Genomic DNA, 16,625 nt, shown 5'->3' with positions numbered 1-16,625 from the left:
GGTGGATGTCGCATCGAGACATGCGAACCGATCAGGGCTCACCGACCGGCGTGGCCAGGCGGGTGGGCTCGGAGTGTCCCCGCAGGGTCACCGTCTCGCCGAGGGTCCAGCGCTCACGTTCGTCCTCGGTCGCCTTGGTCACCGCGTCCGACGACGCGACGAGATGACCGTCGACCTTCTTGGCCAGCTCGCACAGCCGCGCCGCCTCGTTGACCGGCTCGCCGATCACTGTGTATTCGAACCGCTCCTTGGCGCCGACGTTGCCCGCCACGACCTGACCGGCCGCGACCCCGATGCCGGCGTCGCATTCCGGCACTTCGGCGCGCAGCCGGCGCGCCATCGCGCGCGCCGCCGCCAGCGCCTCGGCTTCGGGATTCTCCAGCGGCACCGGTGCACCGAACACCGCGAGCACGGCGTCGCCCTCGAACTTGTTCACCAGCCCGTGGTGCTTGTCGACCTCGTCCACCACGACGTCGAAGAAGCGGTTGAGCAACTCGACCACCTCCACGGCAGGCCGGCTGGTGACCAGCTTCGTCGACCCGATGATGTCGATGAAGATGACGGCGGCATAGCGCTCCTCGCCGCCCAGCTCGATCTGCTGCTTCTCGGCGGCCAGTGCGACCTCCCGGCCCACGTGGCGCCCGAACAGGTCGCGCACCCGCTCCCGCTCGCGCAGACCGTGCACCATGGCGTTGAAACCGCGCTGCAGCTCACCGAGTTCGGTGCCGTCGAACACCACGAGGTTGCAGTCCAGATCCCCGTCCTCGACCTGCTTGAGCGCTGACCGCACCACCCGCACCGGGGTCGCGATCAACCAGGAGAGCAGCCACATCAGGATGAGCCCGAAGATCAACGCGACCAGCGCGATGATCATCACCGCCACCGCGAACTGGGTGCTGGAGAGGTTGCTCAGCGACAGCGCGAAGATCGCGAGCAGCAGGATGCCCAGCACGGGGACCCCGGAGCTCAGCAGCCAAACCGTCATCGTCCGCCCCATCACGCCGTGCGTCAGCCGGCGCGGCGGGCGGCCCGCCTCGAGCGCCTGGGCGGCGACGGGCCGCAGCGCGAACTCGGTGATCATGTAGCACGCGGTCGCCACGACGATCCCCGGGAAACCCACCGCGAACAGGAACCGCGGGATGAACGCGGAATCCTGCAGGCCGTACAGAAGCGTCAGCAATGCGGTGCCGACGCCCCACAGGATGAGCGCGCTCTTCGCGACGCGGGCCGGCGCGCGGAACACGTTGCGCTGATCCTCCCGGGTGGGTGTGCGCTCCTCGAGCGCCCACCGCAGCGAATTCACGGTTCGGGCCGTGATCCACACCGTGCCGAGGATCAGCGCCACGAAGAGGTACGCGGGCACTACGCCGAACGTCAACCATGCGGGTGCATCGGTGAACACGCTCGGCACCGGGATGGCGACGGTGTTGAGAAGCAGCGACACCCCGATGCCCAGGATGTTGGTGAACAGCAGGAAGAACGTCAGGATGATCTGGATGCGGATGCGACGCCGCGCCTGGTTCTCGTCGGGTTTACCCAGCAACCAGGAGCCGTAGTCGGGGGTGTCGCCCAACCGACCGCTCTGCCGGGTCACCCGTTCCAGCACCTTGCCCAACCGGTGAGGCACGCTCGTCGTGGCGTTCATATGTTGCGTCAGCCTAGTGAGTGACGCGGCCATCTATGGTGGTTCGGTGCGTCTCGTGATCGCCCACTGCACCGTCGACTACGTCGGCCGCCTCACCGCTCATCTCCCGTCGGCGAAACGACTGCTGTTGTTCAAGTCCGATGGTTCGGTGAGCGTGCACGCCGATGACCGTGCCTACAAGCCGCTGAACTGGATGTCGCCGCCGTGCTGGGTCTCCGAGCAGTCCGACGGCGAGACGCCGGTGTGGGTGGTCGAGAACAAGGCGGGAGAACAGCTGCGCATCACCGTGGAGGCGATCGAACACGACTCCAGCCACGAGCTCGGCGTCGATCCGGGACTGGTGAAAGACGGCGTCGAGGCGCACCTGCAGGCTCTGCTGGCCGAGCACGTGGAGCTGCTCGGCGCCGGATACACGCTGGTGCGACGGGAGTACATGACCCCGATCGGACCGGTCGACCTGCTGTGCCGCGACGAGCAGGGCCGCTCGGTGGCCGTGGAGATCAAGCGCCGCGGTGAGATCGACGGTGTCGAGCAGCTCACCCGATACCTCGAGCTGATGAACAGGGACTCGCTGCTGGCGCCGGTGGCCGGGGTGTTCGCCGCTCAGCAGATTAAACCGCAGGCCCGTACTCTCGCGACCGATCGCGGAATCCGCTGTCTCACTCTGGATTACGACAAGATGCGCGGGATGGACAACGACGAGTTCCGGCTGTTCTGATGGGCCGGCGCCCGGCGCGAAAACCACGGCGCCACACACCTTTACCCGCTGCGCGCCGGATCGAGACGGGCCCCGACGGCTACGACTACGAGGTGCGGTCGGTGCCAGCAGCGAGGGCGGTCAAGGTGTACCGCTGCCCGGGCTGCGATCACGAGATCCGACCGGCCACCGCCCATGTGGTGGTGTGGCGGGCGGATGCGGGGGAGGCGAGTGTCGATGATCGCCGGCACTGGCACACACCGTGCTGGACGCATCGCGCGACCCGAGGGCCCACGCGACGCTGGTCCTGATCAGCGGGTGTGTCAGTGCGAACCGGTGGCCGGTTCGACGAGCTCGATCAGAACGCCGCCGCCGTCCTTGGGGTGGATGAAGTTGATCCGCGAATTCGCGGTACCGCGTCGCGGCGCGTCGTAGATCAACCGGACGCCCTGCTCGCGCAGTCGATCGCTGAGCGCATCGAGATCGCTGACCCGGTACGCGAACTGCTGCAGGCCGGGCCCGCGCTTGTCGAGGAACTTCGCGATGGTCGACTCGTCGTCGATCGGCGCCATCAGCTGGATCTGGGTGCTGCCGACCGGCGCACCCCGCACAGCCAGCATCGCCTCGCGAATGCCCTGCTCCTCGTTGACCTCTTCGTGCAGCACGATCATGCCGAGATGGTCGTGGTACCACCTGATCGCCGCGTCCAGATCGGGCACGGCGACACCGACGTGGTCGATGGCGGTGACCAGCGCGGTGGCCAGTACAGGACGGGCGTCAGTCTGCTCGGCGGTCATAACAGCGAAGTTACCTAACAAGATCGGTTTCGAATAGATCGGTCACTGCGGATAGCCTCTTGGCAGCCGCTCGAAACTCAGGTGGAGGTAGTCATGACGACGTCGGTGATCGTTGCTGGGGCCCGCACCCCGGTGGGCAAGTTGATGGGTTCGCTGAAGGACTTCTCCGGCAGTGATCTCGGCGCCGTCGCGATCCGCGGTGCTCTCGAGAAGGCCGGCGTGCCCGCCTCGGCTGTCGAGTACGTGATCATGGGTCAGGTGCTCACCGCCGGCGCGGGTCAGATGCCGGCGCGTCAGTCCGCCGTCGCCGCCGGCATCGGCTGGGACGTCTCGGCGTTGACCATCAACAAGATGTGCCTGTCGGGGATCGACTCGATCGCGCTCGCTGATCAGCTCATCCGGGCCGGCGAATTCGACGTCGTGGTGGCCGGCGGCCAGGAGTCCATGACCCAGGCGCCGCACCTGCTGATGCACAGCCGGTCGGGCTACAAGTACGGCGACGTGACCGCGCTCGACCACATGGCCTACGACGGGCTGCACGACGTGTTCACCGACCAGCCGATGGGCGCCCTGACCGAGCAACGCAACGACGTCGACAAGTTCACCCGCGCCGAACAGGACGAATTCGCCGCGAACTCCCATCAGAAAGCAGCCCGGGCCTGGAAGGACGGCGTCTTCACCGACGAGGTCGTTCCCGTCGCGATCCCTCAGCGCAAGGGCGACCCGATCGAGTTCACCGAAGACGAGGGAGTCCGCGCCGACACCACCGTCGAGTCCCTGGCGGGTCTGCGCCCGGCGTTCCGCAAGGACGGCACCATCACCGCGGGTTCGGCCTCCCAGATTTCCGACGGCGCATGTGCCGTGGTGGTGATGAGCAAGGCGAAGGCGCAGGACATGGGTCTGACCTGGCTGTGCGAGATCGGCGCCCACGGTGTGGTCGCGGGCCCGGATTCGACGCTGCAGAGCCAGCCGGCCAACGCCATCAAGAAGGCGATCGCCAAGGAGGGCATCTCGCTCGACCAGCTCGACGTCATCGAGATCAACGAGGCCTTCGCCGCGGTCGCCCTGGCTTCGACCAAGGAACTGGGCGTCGACCCGGATAAGGTCAACCGCAGCGGCGGTGCCATCGCCATCGGTCACCCGATCGGTATGTCCGGTGCGCGGATCACGCTGCACGCGGCGTTGGAGCTGGCTCGCCGCGGCAGCGGTTACGCGGTGGCCGCCCTGTGCGGTGCGGGCGGACAGGGTGACGCGCTGATCCTGCGCCGGCCCTGACCGACGACGGCGCCCACAACGACACTCTGTAGTAGCTGGGGCGGCCCTGCGGCACAATGGCGCCATGACTCGCGCATTCGACGTCCGCAGTGCCGCGGCGTGGTTCCGGCTCATCGCCTTCGCAGAGGCACTGTCCTGGATCGGCCTACTGGCCGGCATGTACTTCAAGTACCTGGGCACACCACGCACCGAGGTCGGTGTGAAGATCTTCGGTCCGATCCACGGCGGCGTGTTCATCGCCTTCGTCGCAGCGGCGGTGCTCACCGGTCTGGCGCTCAGGTGGCGCCCCGGCACCTGGTTGCTGGCGTTGCTGGGCAGCATCGTGCCATTGGGCAGTGTGATCTTCCTCATATGGGCTGATCGGACCGGTCGGATGGGCCATGTGGCCGGGTCACGATCCATCGCCGTGGGCGGCGGACAGGCAGGACGGACGGCGCCGGAAACCACCTGAGGAGAGTCGTGACAGACTTGGCTCTGTGACACGTCCTGGACCCCGCATCTCGCCTGCCCTGGCGGGCGCCGTCGATCTGTCAGCACTCAAGCAGCGCCCGGCCACCGGTGCCGACGCCCGCTCCGCGCCGTCGGGAGGCGCGCCTGGCGGGGTGGAGGTGACCGAGGTCAACTTCGAGGCCGAAGTGCTCGTGCGATCCAACGAAGTGCCCGTCGTCGTACTGCTCTGGTCCCCGCGCAGTGACTCCAGCGTCCAGCTGGCCGGCATCCTGGGCGAGCTGGCCGGAGCCGACCGTGGGAAGTGGTCGCTGGCCACCGTGAACGTGGACACGACGCCTCGGGTGGCGCAGATGTTCGGCGTCGAGGCCGTTCCGACCGTGGTCGCACTGGCCGCCGGCCAGCCACTGTCGAGCTTTCAGGGCATGCAGCCGCCCGACCAACTTCGTCGCTGGGTCGATTCGCTGCTCGACGCCACGGCCGGGAAGCTCAGCGGCGGCCCCGGTTCCGACGACGGCGAGCAGGCCGATCCGGTGCTCGACAACGCGCGCGCACTGCTCGACCAGGGCGATTTCGACGCGGCCCGCAGCGCCTACCAAGCGATCCTGGAGTCCGATCCGCAGCATGCGGAAGCCAAAGGAGCGGTGCGGCAGATCGATTTTCTGCAGCGGGCCACGACACATCCGCAGGATGCCGTGGCGCGCGCCGATGCTGACCCGACCGACGTCGACGCAGCACTGGCCGCCGCCGACGTGGAGATCCTCAACCAGGACGTGACCGCGGCCTTCGATCGGCTCATCGGGTTGATCAAGCGGACGGCGGGCGACGAGCGCAGCCGGGCGCGCACCCGGGTGATCGAACTGTTCGACCTGTTCGATCCCGCCGACCCCGAGGTCGTCGCCGGCCGACGCAACCTGGCCAACGCCCTCTACTGATTTTTCTCCCGCGAGCAGACACAACCTCGAGCGAATCAGGGCTCGAAACACTCGAGGTTGCGTCTGCTCGCCGGAAGAACGCGGCCGACAATCAGGCGGGTTGTTCCGGCTCGAACCACAGCGCCGCCAGTGGCGGCAGCACCATGACCGCCGATGCGGGGCGTCCGTGCCACGGCTCGTCGGTCGCCTCGACCGCACCGTAGTTGCCGATGCCGGACCCGTGGTAGTTGTCGCTGTCGGTGTTGAGCACCTCGCGCCAGCGCCCGGCATGCGGCAGGCCGAGCCGATAGCTGCTGTGCTCGGAGCCCGAGAAGTTGAAGACGCACGCCATCATCGAGCCGTCGTCGCCGAAGCGCAGGAAGCTCAGCACGTTGTTGGCCGAGTCGTTGGCATCGATCCAGGAGTATCCCTCGGGCCTGGTGTCGCGCGACCACAGCGCGCGGCGACTGCGGTAGATGCCGTTCGCGTCGGTCATCATCCGCAGGATGCCGTCGGAGAAGCCCTGCTCGTCGAGCTGCCACCAGTCGACGCCACGCTCCTCGGACCATTCGGCCCGCTGACCGAACTCCTGTCCCATGAACAGCAGCTGTTTCCCGGGATGCGCCCACTGGTAGGCCAGCAGCCCGCGGATGCCGGCCGCCTTCATGTGGTCATTGCCGGGCATCCGGCCCCACAGCGTGCCCTTGCCGTGCACCACCTCGTCATGGCTGATCGGCAGCACGAAGTTCTCGCTGAACGCGTAGATCATCGAGAACGTGATCTCGCCGTGGTGGAAGCTGCGGTGGATCGGATCACGCTTGATGAACTCCAGCGTGTCGTTCATCCAGCCCATGTTCCACTTCATCGAAAAGCCGAGACCGCCGAGGTTCGTCGGCCGAGTGACACCCGGCCATGACGTGGATTCCTCGGCGATCGTCACGATGCCCGGGTTGATCTTGTGGACCGTGGCGTTCATCTCCTGCAGGAACTGCACGGCCTCCAGGTTCTCCCGGCCGCCGTAGATGTTCGGCGTCCAGCCACCCTCGGGCCGGGAGTAATCGAGGTAGAGCATCGAGGCGACGGCGTCCACCCGTAGCCCGTCGACGTGGTACTCCTGCAGCCAGTACAGCGCGTTGGCCACCAGGAAGTTCCGCACCTCCGCTCGACCGAAGTCGAATACGTAGGTGCCCCAGTCCAATTGCTCGCCGCGACGGGGATCGCCGTGTTCGTAGAGCGCTGTGCCGTCGAACCGGCCGAGCGCCCACGCGTCCTTGGGGAAGTGGGCGGGGACCCAGTCCACGATCACGCCGATACCGGCGCGGTGCAGCATGTCCACCAGGTGGCGGAACTCATCGGGCGTACCGAATCGCGATGACGGGGCGTAGTACGAGGTCACCTGATAGCCCCACGATCCGCCGAAGGGATGCTCGGCGACGGGCAGCATCTCGACGTGGGTGAAGCCGTGCTCGACCACGTAGGCGGTGAGCTGTTCTGCGAGTTCGAGATAGCTCAGCCCCGGCCGCCAGGAGCCCAGGTGTACCTCGTAGGTGCTCATCGGTTCGAACACCGGGTTGCGCAGCGCCCGGTCGGCCATCCACTGATCGTCGGCCCAGGTGTAGTCGCTCGCGAACACCTTCGACGCCGTCTGCGGTGGGACCTCGGTGGCGAACGCCATCGGGTCGGCGCGCTCGGTGACCGCTCCGTCGGCGCCGTGCACCCGGAACTTGTACAGGCCGTTCTCGGGGAAGGCCGGCCAGAACAACTCCCACACGCCCGTGGAGCCGAGCACCCGCATCTGCGCCTCGTTGCCCCAGTGGTTGAAGTCGCCGATCACGCTGACGCCCTTGGCATTCGGCGCCCACACGGCGAACGACACGCCGCTGACCACGCCGTCGGGGGTCTCGAAGGCGCGGGGATGCGCACCGAGGATCTCCCAGAGCCGCTCGTGGCGGCCCTCGGCGAACAGATGGAGGTCGACCTCGCCCAGCGTCGGCAGGAAACGGTACGGATCGGCCACGGTGTGCACGAACCCGGACTCGTCGCCCGAGTAGTCGACCTCGAGCCGGTAGTCGATCAGATCGGTGAACGGCACCGCGACCGCGAACAGCCCGGCTTCGATGTGCTGCAGCGGATAGCGCACTCCGCCGATGAGGGCGGCGACGGTCACGGCATGCGGGCGATAAGCCCGGATGACGGTGTGGTCGCCGTACTCGTGGGCGCCCAGGACCGAGTGGGGGTCGTGGTGTTCGCCGGCGAGCAGCCGGTTCAGATCGGCGGTGTGCGGCCGCAGATTCGGGCTGTCGATCTCTTTGGTCGTCTTCGACGCTTTGGCCATCTCGTCACTCCCTACGCAGTAGGTTCAATCGCTGGTCGGCCGGGATCTGGGGCATGTTGAGCACGTGTGCCACCGCCCGGGCGGGCTCGAGTCGCACGTAGTTGCCCTGGCCCCACTGGTATTCCTCCCCGGTGATCTCGTCGCGCACCCAGAAGCGCTCCTGCTGATCCATTCCCAATGCGCCCATGTCCAACCACACCGTGCCCTCTTCGGCGCCGAAGGGGTTGAGCGTCACGACGACGAGCACCTGGTCGCCCGTGACGGGATCGAACTTGCTGTATGCCAGCAAGGCGTCGTTGTCGACGTGGTGGAAACGGATCGTCCGCAGCTGGTGCAGGGCCGGATGCAGCCGGCGGATCTCGTTGAGGCGGGTCAGGAACGGTTCCAGTGATTCGCCGTCGGCGAGGGCGGCGTCGAAGTCGCGCGGCCGCAGCTCGTACTTCTCCGAATCGAGGTATTCCTCGCTGCCCTCACGCACCGCGCGGTGTTCGAACAGCTCGTAGCCCGAGTACACACCCCACGTCGGGCTCATCGTCGCAGCGAGCGCGGCCCGGATAGCGAACATGCCGGGCCCGCCGTGCTGCAGGCTGGCGTGCAGGATGTCCGGGGTGTTCGTCCAAAGGCTCTGCCGGGCGTAGTCGGCGTGTTCGGCGATGGATTGCCCGAACTCGATCAACTCCCACTTCGCGGTGCGCCAGGTGAAGTACGTGTAGGACTGCGTGAAGCCCAGTTTGGCCAGCCCGAACAACCGCGCCGGCCGAGTGAACGCCTCCGCGAGGAACAGCACATCGGGGTCGGTGTTCTTGACCTCGCCGATCAGCCAGGCCCAGAAGTTCGGCGGCTTGGTGTGCGGGTTGTCGACGCGGAACACCTTGACGCCGTGGGACACCCAGAACTTGACGACGCGCAGGACCTCGTCGTAGAGGCCGGCCGGGTCGTTGTCGAAGTTCAGCGGGTAGATGTCCTGGTACTTCTTCGGCGGGTTCTCGGCGTATGCGATCGTGCCGTCGGGCAGCACGGTGAACCACTCAGGGTGCTCTTTGGCCCACGGATGGTCGGGTGCGCACTGCAGCGCCAGGTCGAGAGCGACCTCGAGCCCTTCGGCGCGCGCCGCCGCGACGAAGTCGTCGAAGTCGTCGATCGTGCCCAGATCGGGGTGGACGGCGTCATGGCCGCCCTCGTCGCTGCCGATGGCCCACGGCGAACCGACGTCGGTGGGGCCGGCGGTGACGCTGTTGTTGCGGCCTTTGCGGTGCACCTTGCCGATCGGGTGGATGGGCGGCAGGTACACGATGTCGAAGCCCATGCGCGCGACCCGCGGCAGCGCCTTGGTCGCCGTCGCGAACGTGCCGTGCACCGGATTGCCGGAGTCGTCCCAGCCGCCCGTGGAGCGCGGGAAGAACTCGTACCAGGAGCTGAACCGCGCCAGCGGCCGATCCACCCAGATGCCGTACGCCTCGCCGCGGGTGATGAGTTCCCGCAGCGGGTACTGCTCGACCAGCTCGGTCACCTCGGGGGACAGCGCAGCGCCGGCCCGATAGAACGGATCACCCGGCGTGCGCAGCCGTTCTGCGGCCTCCATTAGCGGATAGCGCATCTGGCGGGGCACGCCGGTGGACGCGCGCTCGAGGAGCTTGGCGCCCACTAGCAGGTCGTTGGACAGTTCGCCCTCGCTCTGCCCGGCGTCGAGCTTGGCGATCACGTGCTGACGCCAGGTCGCGATGGGGTCGCCCCAGCCGTCGACGCGGAATGTCCAGAGACCGACGGCGTCCGGGGTAAACTGGCCGTGGAACACGTCGGGCGTGCGGCCTGCGGACATCGGCAATGCGGCGGGTCGGATGCGCGCCGACGACGGCGTGACCACCTCGTCGATCGGGACCGCCTCGGTGGTCTTCGTCCGGCCCGGCGGCTCGTCGGCCAGGGCGGGGTAGGTGGTGCCGTGGTAGCGGACGACCAGGGTGGCGGCGACCGCGTCGTGGCCTTCGCGCCACACCGTCGCGGTCACAGGAACCACCTCGCCGACCACCGCCTTGGCGGGGAATCGCCCGCCGGACACCACAGGTGCGACGTCATCGATCTCGATACGACCGGCGGTCACTCACACACTCCCTCACGCGTTGCATGTCCAGCGCGCCCTGCAGTTGTGGACCCTGCCGCGCGCCGTCGTTGGATGGTCTGGTTCACAGCTCGTCGAGCGCCTTCATCGCGCCTATACCCACCGTAGTGTCAGCTCCAACCCCGCGGGAGTGTCGAAGTGCAGCACGTCACCCATGGGCGGGGGCTGCGGCAGTAAGGTCAGCACGCGTGAAAGCTCTTCGTCGGTTCACCGTCCGCGCCCACCTCCCGCATCCGCTGGAAGCCCTCGAAAGGCTCTCGATCAATCTGCGGTGGTCGTGGGACAAACCGACCCAGGATCTGTTCCAGACGATCGATCCGGAGCTGTGGAAACTCGTCGGTGGGGACCCGGTGGCGATGCTCGGTCACGTCAGCCCCGACCGGCTGGAGGCGCTGGCCGAGGACGAGCATTTCGTCCAGCGGCTGGGTGCCCTCGCCGCCGATCTGGACGACTACCTGAGCCGTCCGCTGTGGTACCAGCAGCTCGCCCAGGCCGGCGGCCGGGATTCCGGAGAGGGCGCCGTGCTGCCCAACGGCATCGCGTACTTCTCGATGGAGTTCGGGGTGGCCGAGGTGCTGCCGAACTACTCCGGGGGCCTGGGCATCCTGGCCGGCGACCACCTGAAGTCGGCGTCGGACCTCGGCCTGCCGCTGATCGCGGTCGGGCTCTACTACCGGTCCGGCTATTTCCGGCAGTCGCTGACGGCCGACGGCTGGCAACATGAGAGCTACCCACTGCTCGACCCCCAGGGCCTGCCGTTGCGTCTGCTCACCGACACCTCAGGCGAGACGGTGCTGGTCAGTCTGGCGCTGCCCGATTCCGCCCAGCTGTTCGCGCGGATCTGGATCGCCCAGGTCGGCCGCATACCGCTGCTGCTGCTCGACTCCGACATCCCCGAGAACGACCACCAGCTGCGCTCGGTGACCGATCGGCTCTACGGCGGCGACCAGGAGCACCGCATCCGGCAGGAACTGCTCGCCGGTATCGGCGGCGTGCGCGCGATCCGGGCGTTCACGCAGATCGAGGGGCTGGCCGCGCCGGAGGTCTTCCACATGAACGAGGGGCACGCCGGCTTCCTCGGCGCCGAACGCATCCGGGAGCTGATCGAGGCGGGGCTCGACTTCGACACCGCGCTGACCGTCGTGCGCTCGTCGACGGTGTTCACCACCCACACGCCGGTGCCCGCCGGTATCGACCGGTTCCCGGTGGAGATGGTGCAGCGGTACTTCGGTCCCGACCCCGGAGGAGCCAGTTCACGGTTGCTGCCGGGAGTCCCGGTCGAACGCATCCTGGCGTTCGGCGCCGAGGACGATCCGACGAAGTTCAACATGGCCCACATGGGGTTGCGGCTGGCGCAGCGTGCCAACGGGGTGTCGCTGCTGCACGGCCGTGTGAGCCGCGACATGTTCAGCAACCTGTGGCCGGGATTCGATCCGGCCGAGGTGCCGATCGGCTCGATCACCAACGGCGTGCACGCCCCGACGTGGGCGGCGCCGCAGTGGCTGGAGCTCGGCCGGGAACTGCTCGGCAGCCAGGATCTGAGCTCGCTGCAGGAACCCGAGACGTGGGAGCGGCTGCACGAAGTCGACCCCGGTCACCTGTGGTGGATCCGTTCGCAGCTGCGTGAAGCGCTGGTGCACGACGTCCGGGACCGGGTGCGCCGCTCGTGGTTGGAGCGTGGCGCGGCCGAGGCCGAACTGGGTTGGATCGCAACAGCTTTCGATCCGAACGTGTTGACGATCGGATTCGCGCGCCGGGTGCCGACCTACAAGCGCCTGACTCTGATGCTGCGTGACCCCGAACGGCTGCGGCGGCTCCTGCTCGACCCCGAGCGTCCCGTGCAGCTGATCGTGGCCGGTAAGTCGCACCCGGCCGACGAGGGTGGCAAGGCGTTGATCCAGCAGGTGGTCCGGTTCGCCGATCAGGCCGACGTCCGGCATCGCATCGCGTTCCTGCCCGACTACGACATGTCGATGGCGCGCACGCTGTATCACGGTTGCGACGTCTGGCTGAACAATCCGCTGCGCCCCCTGGAGGCCTGCGGCACGTCGGGAATGAAGAGTGCGCTCAACGGCGGACTGAACCTGTCGATTCGCGACGGGTGGTGGGACGAATGGTACGACGGTGAAAACGGTTGGGAAATACCGACAGCCGACGGACTGGCCGACGAGAACCGACGCGACGACCTGGAAGCGGCTGCGCTGTACGACCTGCTCGAGCGCGCGGTGGCGCCGAAGTTCTACGACCGCGACGAGCGGGGGGTGCCGACCCGCTGGGTCGAGATGGTGCGCCACACCCTGCAGGTGCTCGGGCCGAAGGTGCTCGCATCGCGGATGGTGCGGGATTACACCGAGCGTTACTACCTGCCTGCGGCCCGCGCCCTACGGCAGTCGATCGAGCCGGGTGACACCACCGACGGGCCGTTCGGCGCGGCGCGGGAACTCGCGCTGTACCGGGAGAAAGTCCACAAGGCGTGGCCGGAGGTTCGCATCGTCGAAGTGGACAGTTACGGGCTGCCCGACACGCCGCTGCTGGGTTCGGAGCTGACGCTGACCGCGCGGGTGTGCCTGGAGGGGTTGCGACCCGACGAGGTGACGGTGCAGGCGATGCTCGGGCGCGTGGATGCCGGTGACGCACTGATCGATCCGGTGACGGTCCCGATGACGCACTCGGGGGTGTCCGACGGTGGCGAGGAGATCTTCACCGCCAGCACGCCGCTGCCGGTGACCGGTCCGGTCGGCTACACCGTGCGCGTGCTGCCCCACCATCGGCTGCTGGCGGGTGACAACGAGCTGGGTCTGGTGACGCTGGCGGGCTGATCCTCGGGGGTATCGCTGGGGGAGATCAGCGGAAGCGCGCGAAGCACCGCTCGGCATCACCGAGCACACCCACGCGGAACGCGTCGATCCGGGAGAATCCCGAGGGGACGGATTCGCCGTTGACGTCGCTGGCGGCCAACCCGTTGGTGAGAAGGCCCGACACCGCCTCGTCGATGTCGCCGGCGGTCAGTGCGATCGTCGAGCCGTCGGGCGTGGTGACCTGTTTGGACATCTTGACCGTCGCGACCCCGGTGAGGCATGCGGTGCGCAGCGCGGCTTCGGCGTCATCGAGTGCCACGCCGCCGTGCTCGTGCTGGATCGCCTGCATGTAGCGCGAGACCAGCACCGAATACGCGACGTTGTCGCCTGCGGCCAGCCCACCTTCGGCGTCCTGGGCGCCGAGTGCCGCCAACGCGGGCAGGTCGACGACGATGGTGTTGGTGGCCGGGCAGTACGACGCAGGTGGGCTGGGGCGTGCGTCGGCGCAGGTGCCCGCTGCCATAGAGTCGAAACTCAGCGCGGGAACCACTTTGGGAGAGAACAGGATTCCCATCGCGTCGACGATCGAGCGCACCGAACTCTCGTCGATCGCCAACTCGCCGGACCCCTCCTCGGGCAGTAGGACCGGAAGGTCGCCGCGGCGCTGGCCGATTTCGCGCATGTCGATCCCCGCGCACGCCGACGGGCCGTCGGTGAAGCCGAACTGGAATGCCGAGATGCGTTCGAACGCCGATCCGTGTTCGTCGATGCCGACCTCTGGATCTCCCTCACGCAGCAGCGGGTCGCGGAACGCGATGACGCCGGCCAGGACGTTGTTCAGCCCGTCGCCGGTGCTCAGGGAGAAGCGCGGAGACTGGTCTTCGGCGACCCAGCGCATGTAGGCGCCGGCCAGGCAGTCGGCCTGCTGCTCGGCGACCAGCGTCGGGGTGCTGCTGGTGGTGAGTTTGGCCGCGCGGCTGACCGCGTGGCCGTACTCGTGCGCCAGGACCATGGCCACGCCGATGTCGCCGTGGGCGCGGCGCAGGGTGGGCAGCAAGTCGCCGCGGTCCCAACCGATCGTCCTGTCGGGATAGCAGTAGGCGGCGTTGACCAGACCGAAGGTGTCCTCACCGCAGAACGTCCCGCCGAAGTCGCCGGCATCCCAGGAGATGAGCTCTTCGACGGGGCGGAAGTCACCGTCGAATGTTTCGGGATAGGCGCTCTCCCAGTACTGTTCGACGTCGCTGACCGCGCTCGCGGCCAGATTGTCGATCTCGCCGCCGTCGGTGCCGTCGACGCTGCGGCTCGGTCCTTCGGCGTTGGGGCGCAGGCCCGTCGGTCCGTCGGTGGCGGGCATCCCGGCGACCGAGAACGGATCGCTGAACACCGATACGGCGTTGCCCTGCACGCTCGCCGAGCAGGCGGCGACACACAGCACGGCACTGACCGCCGTCACGACGCCCAGGATCGAACGCGGTGTCGTCGACGGACCCATGCTGCCGCCTTTCGGGTCGTACCGCGGCCCGCCGCGAAGACGCCGGCCACCTGCGAGGTCGAGAATAGTGACCCGGCTCGTCCGCTGCCGGGTAGTCGATCAACCTCGGGTCAGTCGCCTCCGTGCAGCCGCCGCAGCGCCGCGCGCACCGCGTCACCGTCGGTGGTCGCCCAGTACGGCGGCAGCGACGATCTCAGATAGCCGCTGTAGCGGGCGGTCGCCATCCGGGAGTCGAGGACGGCGATCGCCCCGCGGTCGTCGACGCGGCGGAGCAGCCTGCCGGCGCCCTGGGCCAGCAGCAGCGCCGCGTGGCTGGCGGCCACCGCCATGAAGCCGTTGCCGCCTCGCGCGGCGACGGCACGCTGGCGAGCCGTCAGCAGCGGATCGTCGGGTCGGGGGAAGGGGATCCGGTCGATCAGCACCAGGGACAGCGACGGGCCGGGGACATCGACGCCCTGCCACAGCGAGAGGGTGCCGAACAACGAGGTCTGCTCGTCGGCGGCGAAGCGCGCGACGAGCGCGGCGGTGCTGTCCTCGCCCTGACACAGCACCGGGGTGGCAAGGCGGCCGCGCATGATCTCGGCCGTGGCTCTCGCAGCGCGCATCGACGAGAACAGCCCTAGGGTGCGCCCGCCGGCCGCCTCGATCAAACCGGCGATCTCATCGAGCTGTTCTGCCGAGCCGACGCCGTCGCGCCCGGGCGGCGGCAGATGCGCTGCGACGTAGAGGATCGCCGACCGTGCGTGATCGAACGGCGAGCCGACGTCGAGTCCGCGCCAGCGGACCTCGGCGTCCGGCGTGTCGGCGAGCCCCCACGCCGCGGCCATCGCGTCGAAGTCTCCGCCCACCGTCAACGTCGCCGAGGTGAGCACCGCGGTCGTGGGCCCGAACAGGCGCGCACGCAGCAACCCGGCGACCGACAGCGGGGCGACGCGCAGCAGTGTCCGATTGCCCGAGCGGGCGTCCTCGATGTGTTCGACCCAGACGACGTCCGTGCGATCCGGGATCGCGGGCACGAACGAGGCGAGGATCCGGGCAGCCGTGTCGGCGACATCGCCGAGCGCGGTCGCGGCTTCGGCGCGTGCGGTGGTGGTCTTCGGATCGTTGGGCGCCGTCTCGACCGCGGTGCGGGCCCGGCTCGCACTGTCGCGCAGCACGCTCAGATAGCTGCCGAGCTCCTCGTCGAGAACGTCGATGCGGCCCGGCCGGGTGTCGAACAGCGCCGACGACAGCGTGGCGGCGGCCGCCTCGAAGCGTTCGGCGAGCTCGGCATCGACCACCCGCGCAGCCCGGCGCTGCGCCACCCCCAGCGATGTCGCCGACAGCTCGGCCGTCGCCACCCCCGTCACACGGTCCACCAGTTCGTGGGCCTCGTCGATCACGAGGAGGTCGTGCTCGGGAAGCACGTTGGCGTCCCCGATCGCGTCGATGGCCAGCAGCGCGTGATTGGTCACCACGACGTCGGCGTCGGCGGCCCGGTCACGCGCCCGTTCGGCGAAGCAGTCGGTGCCGAAGGGGCATCGCGACACCCCGATGCACTCGCGCGCGGAGACGCTGACCTGCGCCCAGGCGCGGTCGGGCACCCCGGGCACCACGTCGTCGCGGTCGCCGGTCTGCGTCTCCGACGACCACTCGGTGAGCCGGGCGACGTCGCGGCCGAGTGCGGTGGACGCCGCAGGGTTGAACAGCTGGTCTTGAGGCTGATCATCACCTACCTCGGTTCCGGATCCGTTGTGAATCTTGTTCAGGCACAGGTAGTTTCCGCGGCCCTTGAGGAGCGCGAACTCCGGGCGCCGGGGGAGATGAGGCGTCAGCGAATCGGCGAGGCGGGGCAGATCGCGGTCCACGAGCTGGCGTTGCAGCGCGATGGTCGCGGTGGACACGACCACGGGCCGCTCGTCGGCCAGTGCGTGCGCGATCGCGGGCACCAGATAAGCCAGTGACTTGCCGGTTCCCGTGCCGGCCTGCACGGCCAGGTGTTCCCCGGTGGTGAACGACTGGGCAACGGCCTCGGCCATCGCGACCTGTCCCTCGCGATGTGCGCCGCCGAGGGCGGAGACGGCGGCGGCGAGAAGTTCGGCGACCTCGCCGGGCCGGGTGCTCACC

At 68.4% G+C, this 16,625-nt stretch carries 12 protein-coding genes; 6 read left to right on the top strand and 6 right to left on the bottom strand.

Annotated features, from left to right (window positions below; genetic code table 11):
* Positions 1-31: 31 nt before the first annotated feature.
* Positions 32-1,645: an adenylate/guanylate cyclase domain-containing protein gene (locus tag ACXYX3_RS18215; RefSeq protein WP_241207756.1), complete on the bottom strand. Its 1,614-nt coding sequence runs from the start codon at positions 1,643-1,645 to the stop codon at positions 32-34.
* Between the two features lie 46 nt (positions 1,646-1,691).
* Here ACXYX3_RS18215 and nucS point away from each other — a divergent pair, with 46 nt between their 5' ends.
* Both nucS and ACXYX3_RS18205 read left to right on the top strand, forming a co-directional pair.
* The gene (gene nucS / locus ACXYX3_RS18210; RefSeq protein ID WP_241207757.1) at positions 1,692-2,363 is read left to right on the top strand and encodes an endonuclease NucS; all 672 of its coding nucleotides are present in this window, start codon (positions 1,692-1,694) and stop codon (positions 2,361-2,363) included.
* Positions 2,363-2,653, top strand: coding sequence for a hypothetical protein (locus ACXYX3_RS18205; protein WP_458608501.1), 291 nt, complete (start codon positions 2,363-2,365; stop codon positions 2,651-2,653). The genes nucS and ACXYX3_RS18205 overlap by 1 nt, the downstream gene beginning before the upstream one ends.
* Positions 2,654-2,665: 12 nt before the next feature.
* Here ACXYX3_RS18205 and mce read toward each other — a convergent pair whose 3' ends face one another.
* Positions 2,666-3,139: a methylmalonyl-CoA epimerase gene (gene mce / locus ACXYX3_RS18200; RefSeq protein WP_241207759.1), complete on the bottom strand. Its 474-nt coding sequence runs from the start codon at positions 3,137-3,139 to the stop codon at positions 2,666-2,668.
* Between the two features lie 93 nt (positions 3,140-3,232).
* Between mce and ACXYX3_RS18195 the strand changes: the two genes are divergently transcribed.
* From ACXYX3_RS18195 to ACXYX3_RS18185, 3 genes are all read left to right on the top strand, one after another.
* A complete protein-coding gene (locus tag ACXYX3_RS18195) occupies positions 3,233-4,414 on the top strand; it encodes an acetyl-CoA C-acetyltransferase (protein ID WP_458608500.1) in 1,182 nt (393 codons plus the stop codon).
* Positions 4,415-4,478: 64 nt separating this feature from the next.
* Positions 4,479-4,865 (top strand): DUF3817 domain-containing protein, encoded by a 387-nt coding sequence (locus tag ACXYX3_RS18190; protein WP_458608499.1) that lies wholly within the window; start codon positions 4,479-4,481, stop codon positions 4,863-4,865.
* A 25-nt stretch (positions 4,866-4,890) separates the two neighbouring features.
* Positions 4,891-5,796, top strand: a complete 906-nt coding sequence (locus ACXYX3_RS18185; RefSeq protein WP_241207762.1) for a tetratricopeptide repeat protein — start codon at positions 4,891-4,893, stop codon at positions 5,794-5,796.
* Between the two features lie 91 nt (positions 5,797-5,887).
* Here the strand turns inward: ACXYX3_RS18185 and glgB are convergent, their stop codons facing one another.
* A complete protein-coding gene (glgB, locus tag ACXYX3_RS18180) occupies positions 5,888-8,110 on the bottom strand; it encodes a 1,4-alpha-glucan branching protein GlgB (protein WP_458608498.1) in 2,223 nt (740 codons plus the stop codon).
* 4 nt (positions 8,111-8,114) lie between these two features.
* Positions 8,115-10,208, bottom strand: a complete 2,094-nt coding sequence (locus ACXYX3_RS18175) for an alpha-1,4-glucan--maltose-1-phosphate maltosyltransferase (protein WP_458608497.1) — start codon at positions 10,206-10,208, stop codon at positions 8,115-8,117.
* A gap of 206 nt (positions 10,209-10,414) precedes the next feature.
* On the opposite strand from ACXYX3_RS18175, the gene ACXYX3_RS18170 reads away from it, so the two are divergent.
* Positions 10,415-13,045, top strand: coding sequence for a glycosyltransferase family 1 protein (locus tag ACXYX3_RS18170; RefSeq protein ID WP_458608496.1), 2,631 nt, complete (start codon positions 10,415-10,417; stop codon positions 13,043-13,045).
* A gap of 25 nt (positions 13,046-13,070) precedes the next feature.
* On the opposite strand, the gene ACXYX3_RS18165 is transcribed toward ACXYX3_RS18170, so the two are convergent.
* A complete protein-coding gene (locus tag ACXYX3_RS18165; RefSeq protein ID WP_458608495.1) occupies positions 13,071-14,519 on the bottom strand; it encodes a neutral zinc metallopeptidase in 1,449 nt (482 codons plus the stop codon).
* 110 nt (positions 14,520-14,629) lie between these two features.
* Entirely contained in the window at positions 14,630-16,624 is a 1,995-nt protein-coding gene (locus ACXYX3_RS18160) for an ATP-dependent DNA helicase (protein ID WP_458608494.1), read from the bottom strand.
* Position 16,625 lies beyond the last annotated feature (1 nt).

This window comes from Mycobacterium sp. Panama NTM2, assembly GCF_054355555.1.
The sequence above is the reverse complement of the archived record's forward strand: the minus strand, read 5'-3'. Positions and strand labels throughout refer to the sequence as shown.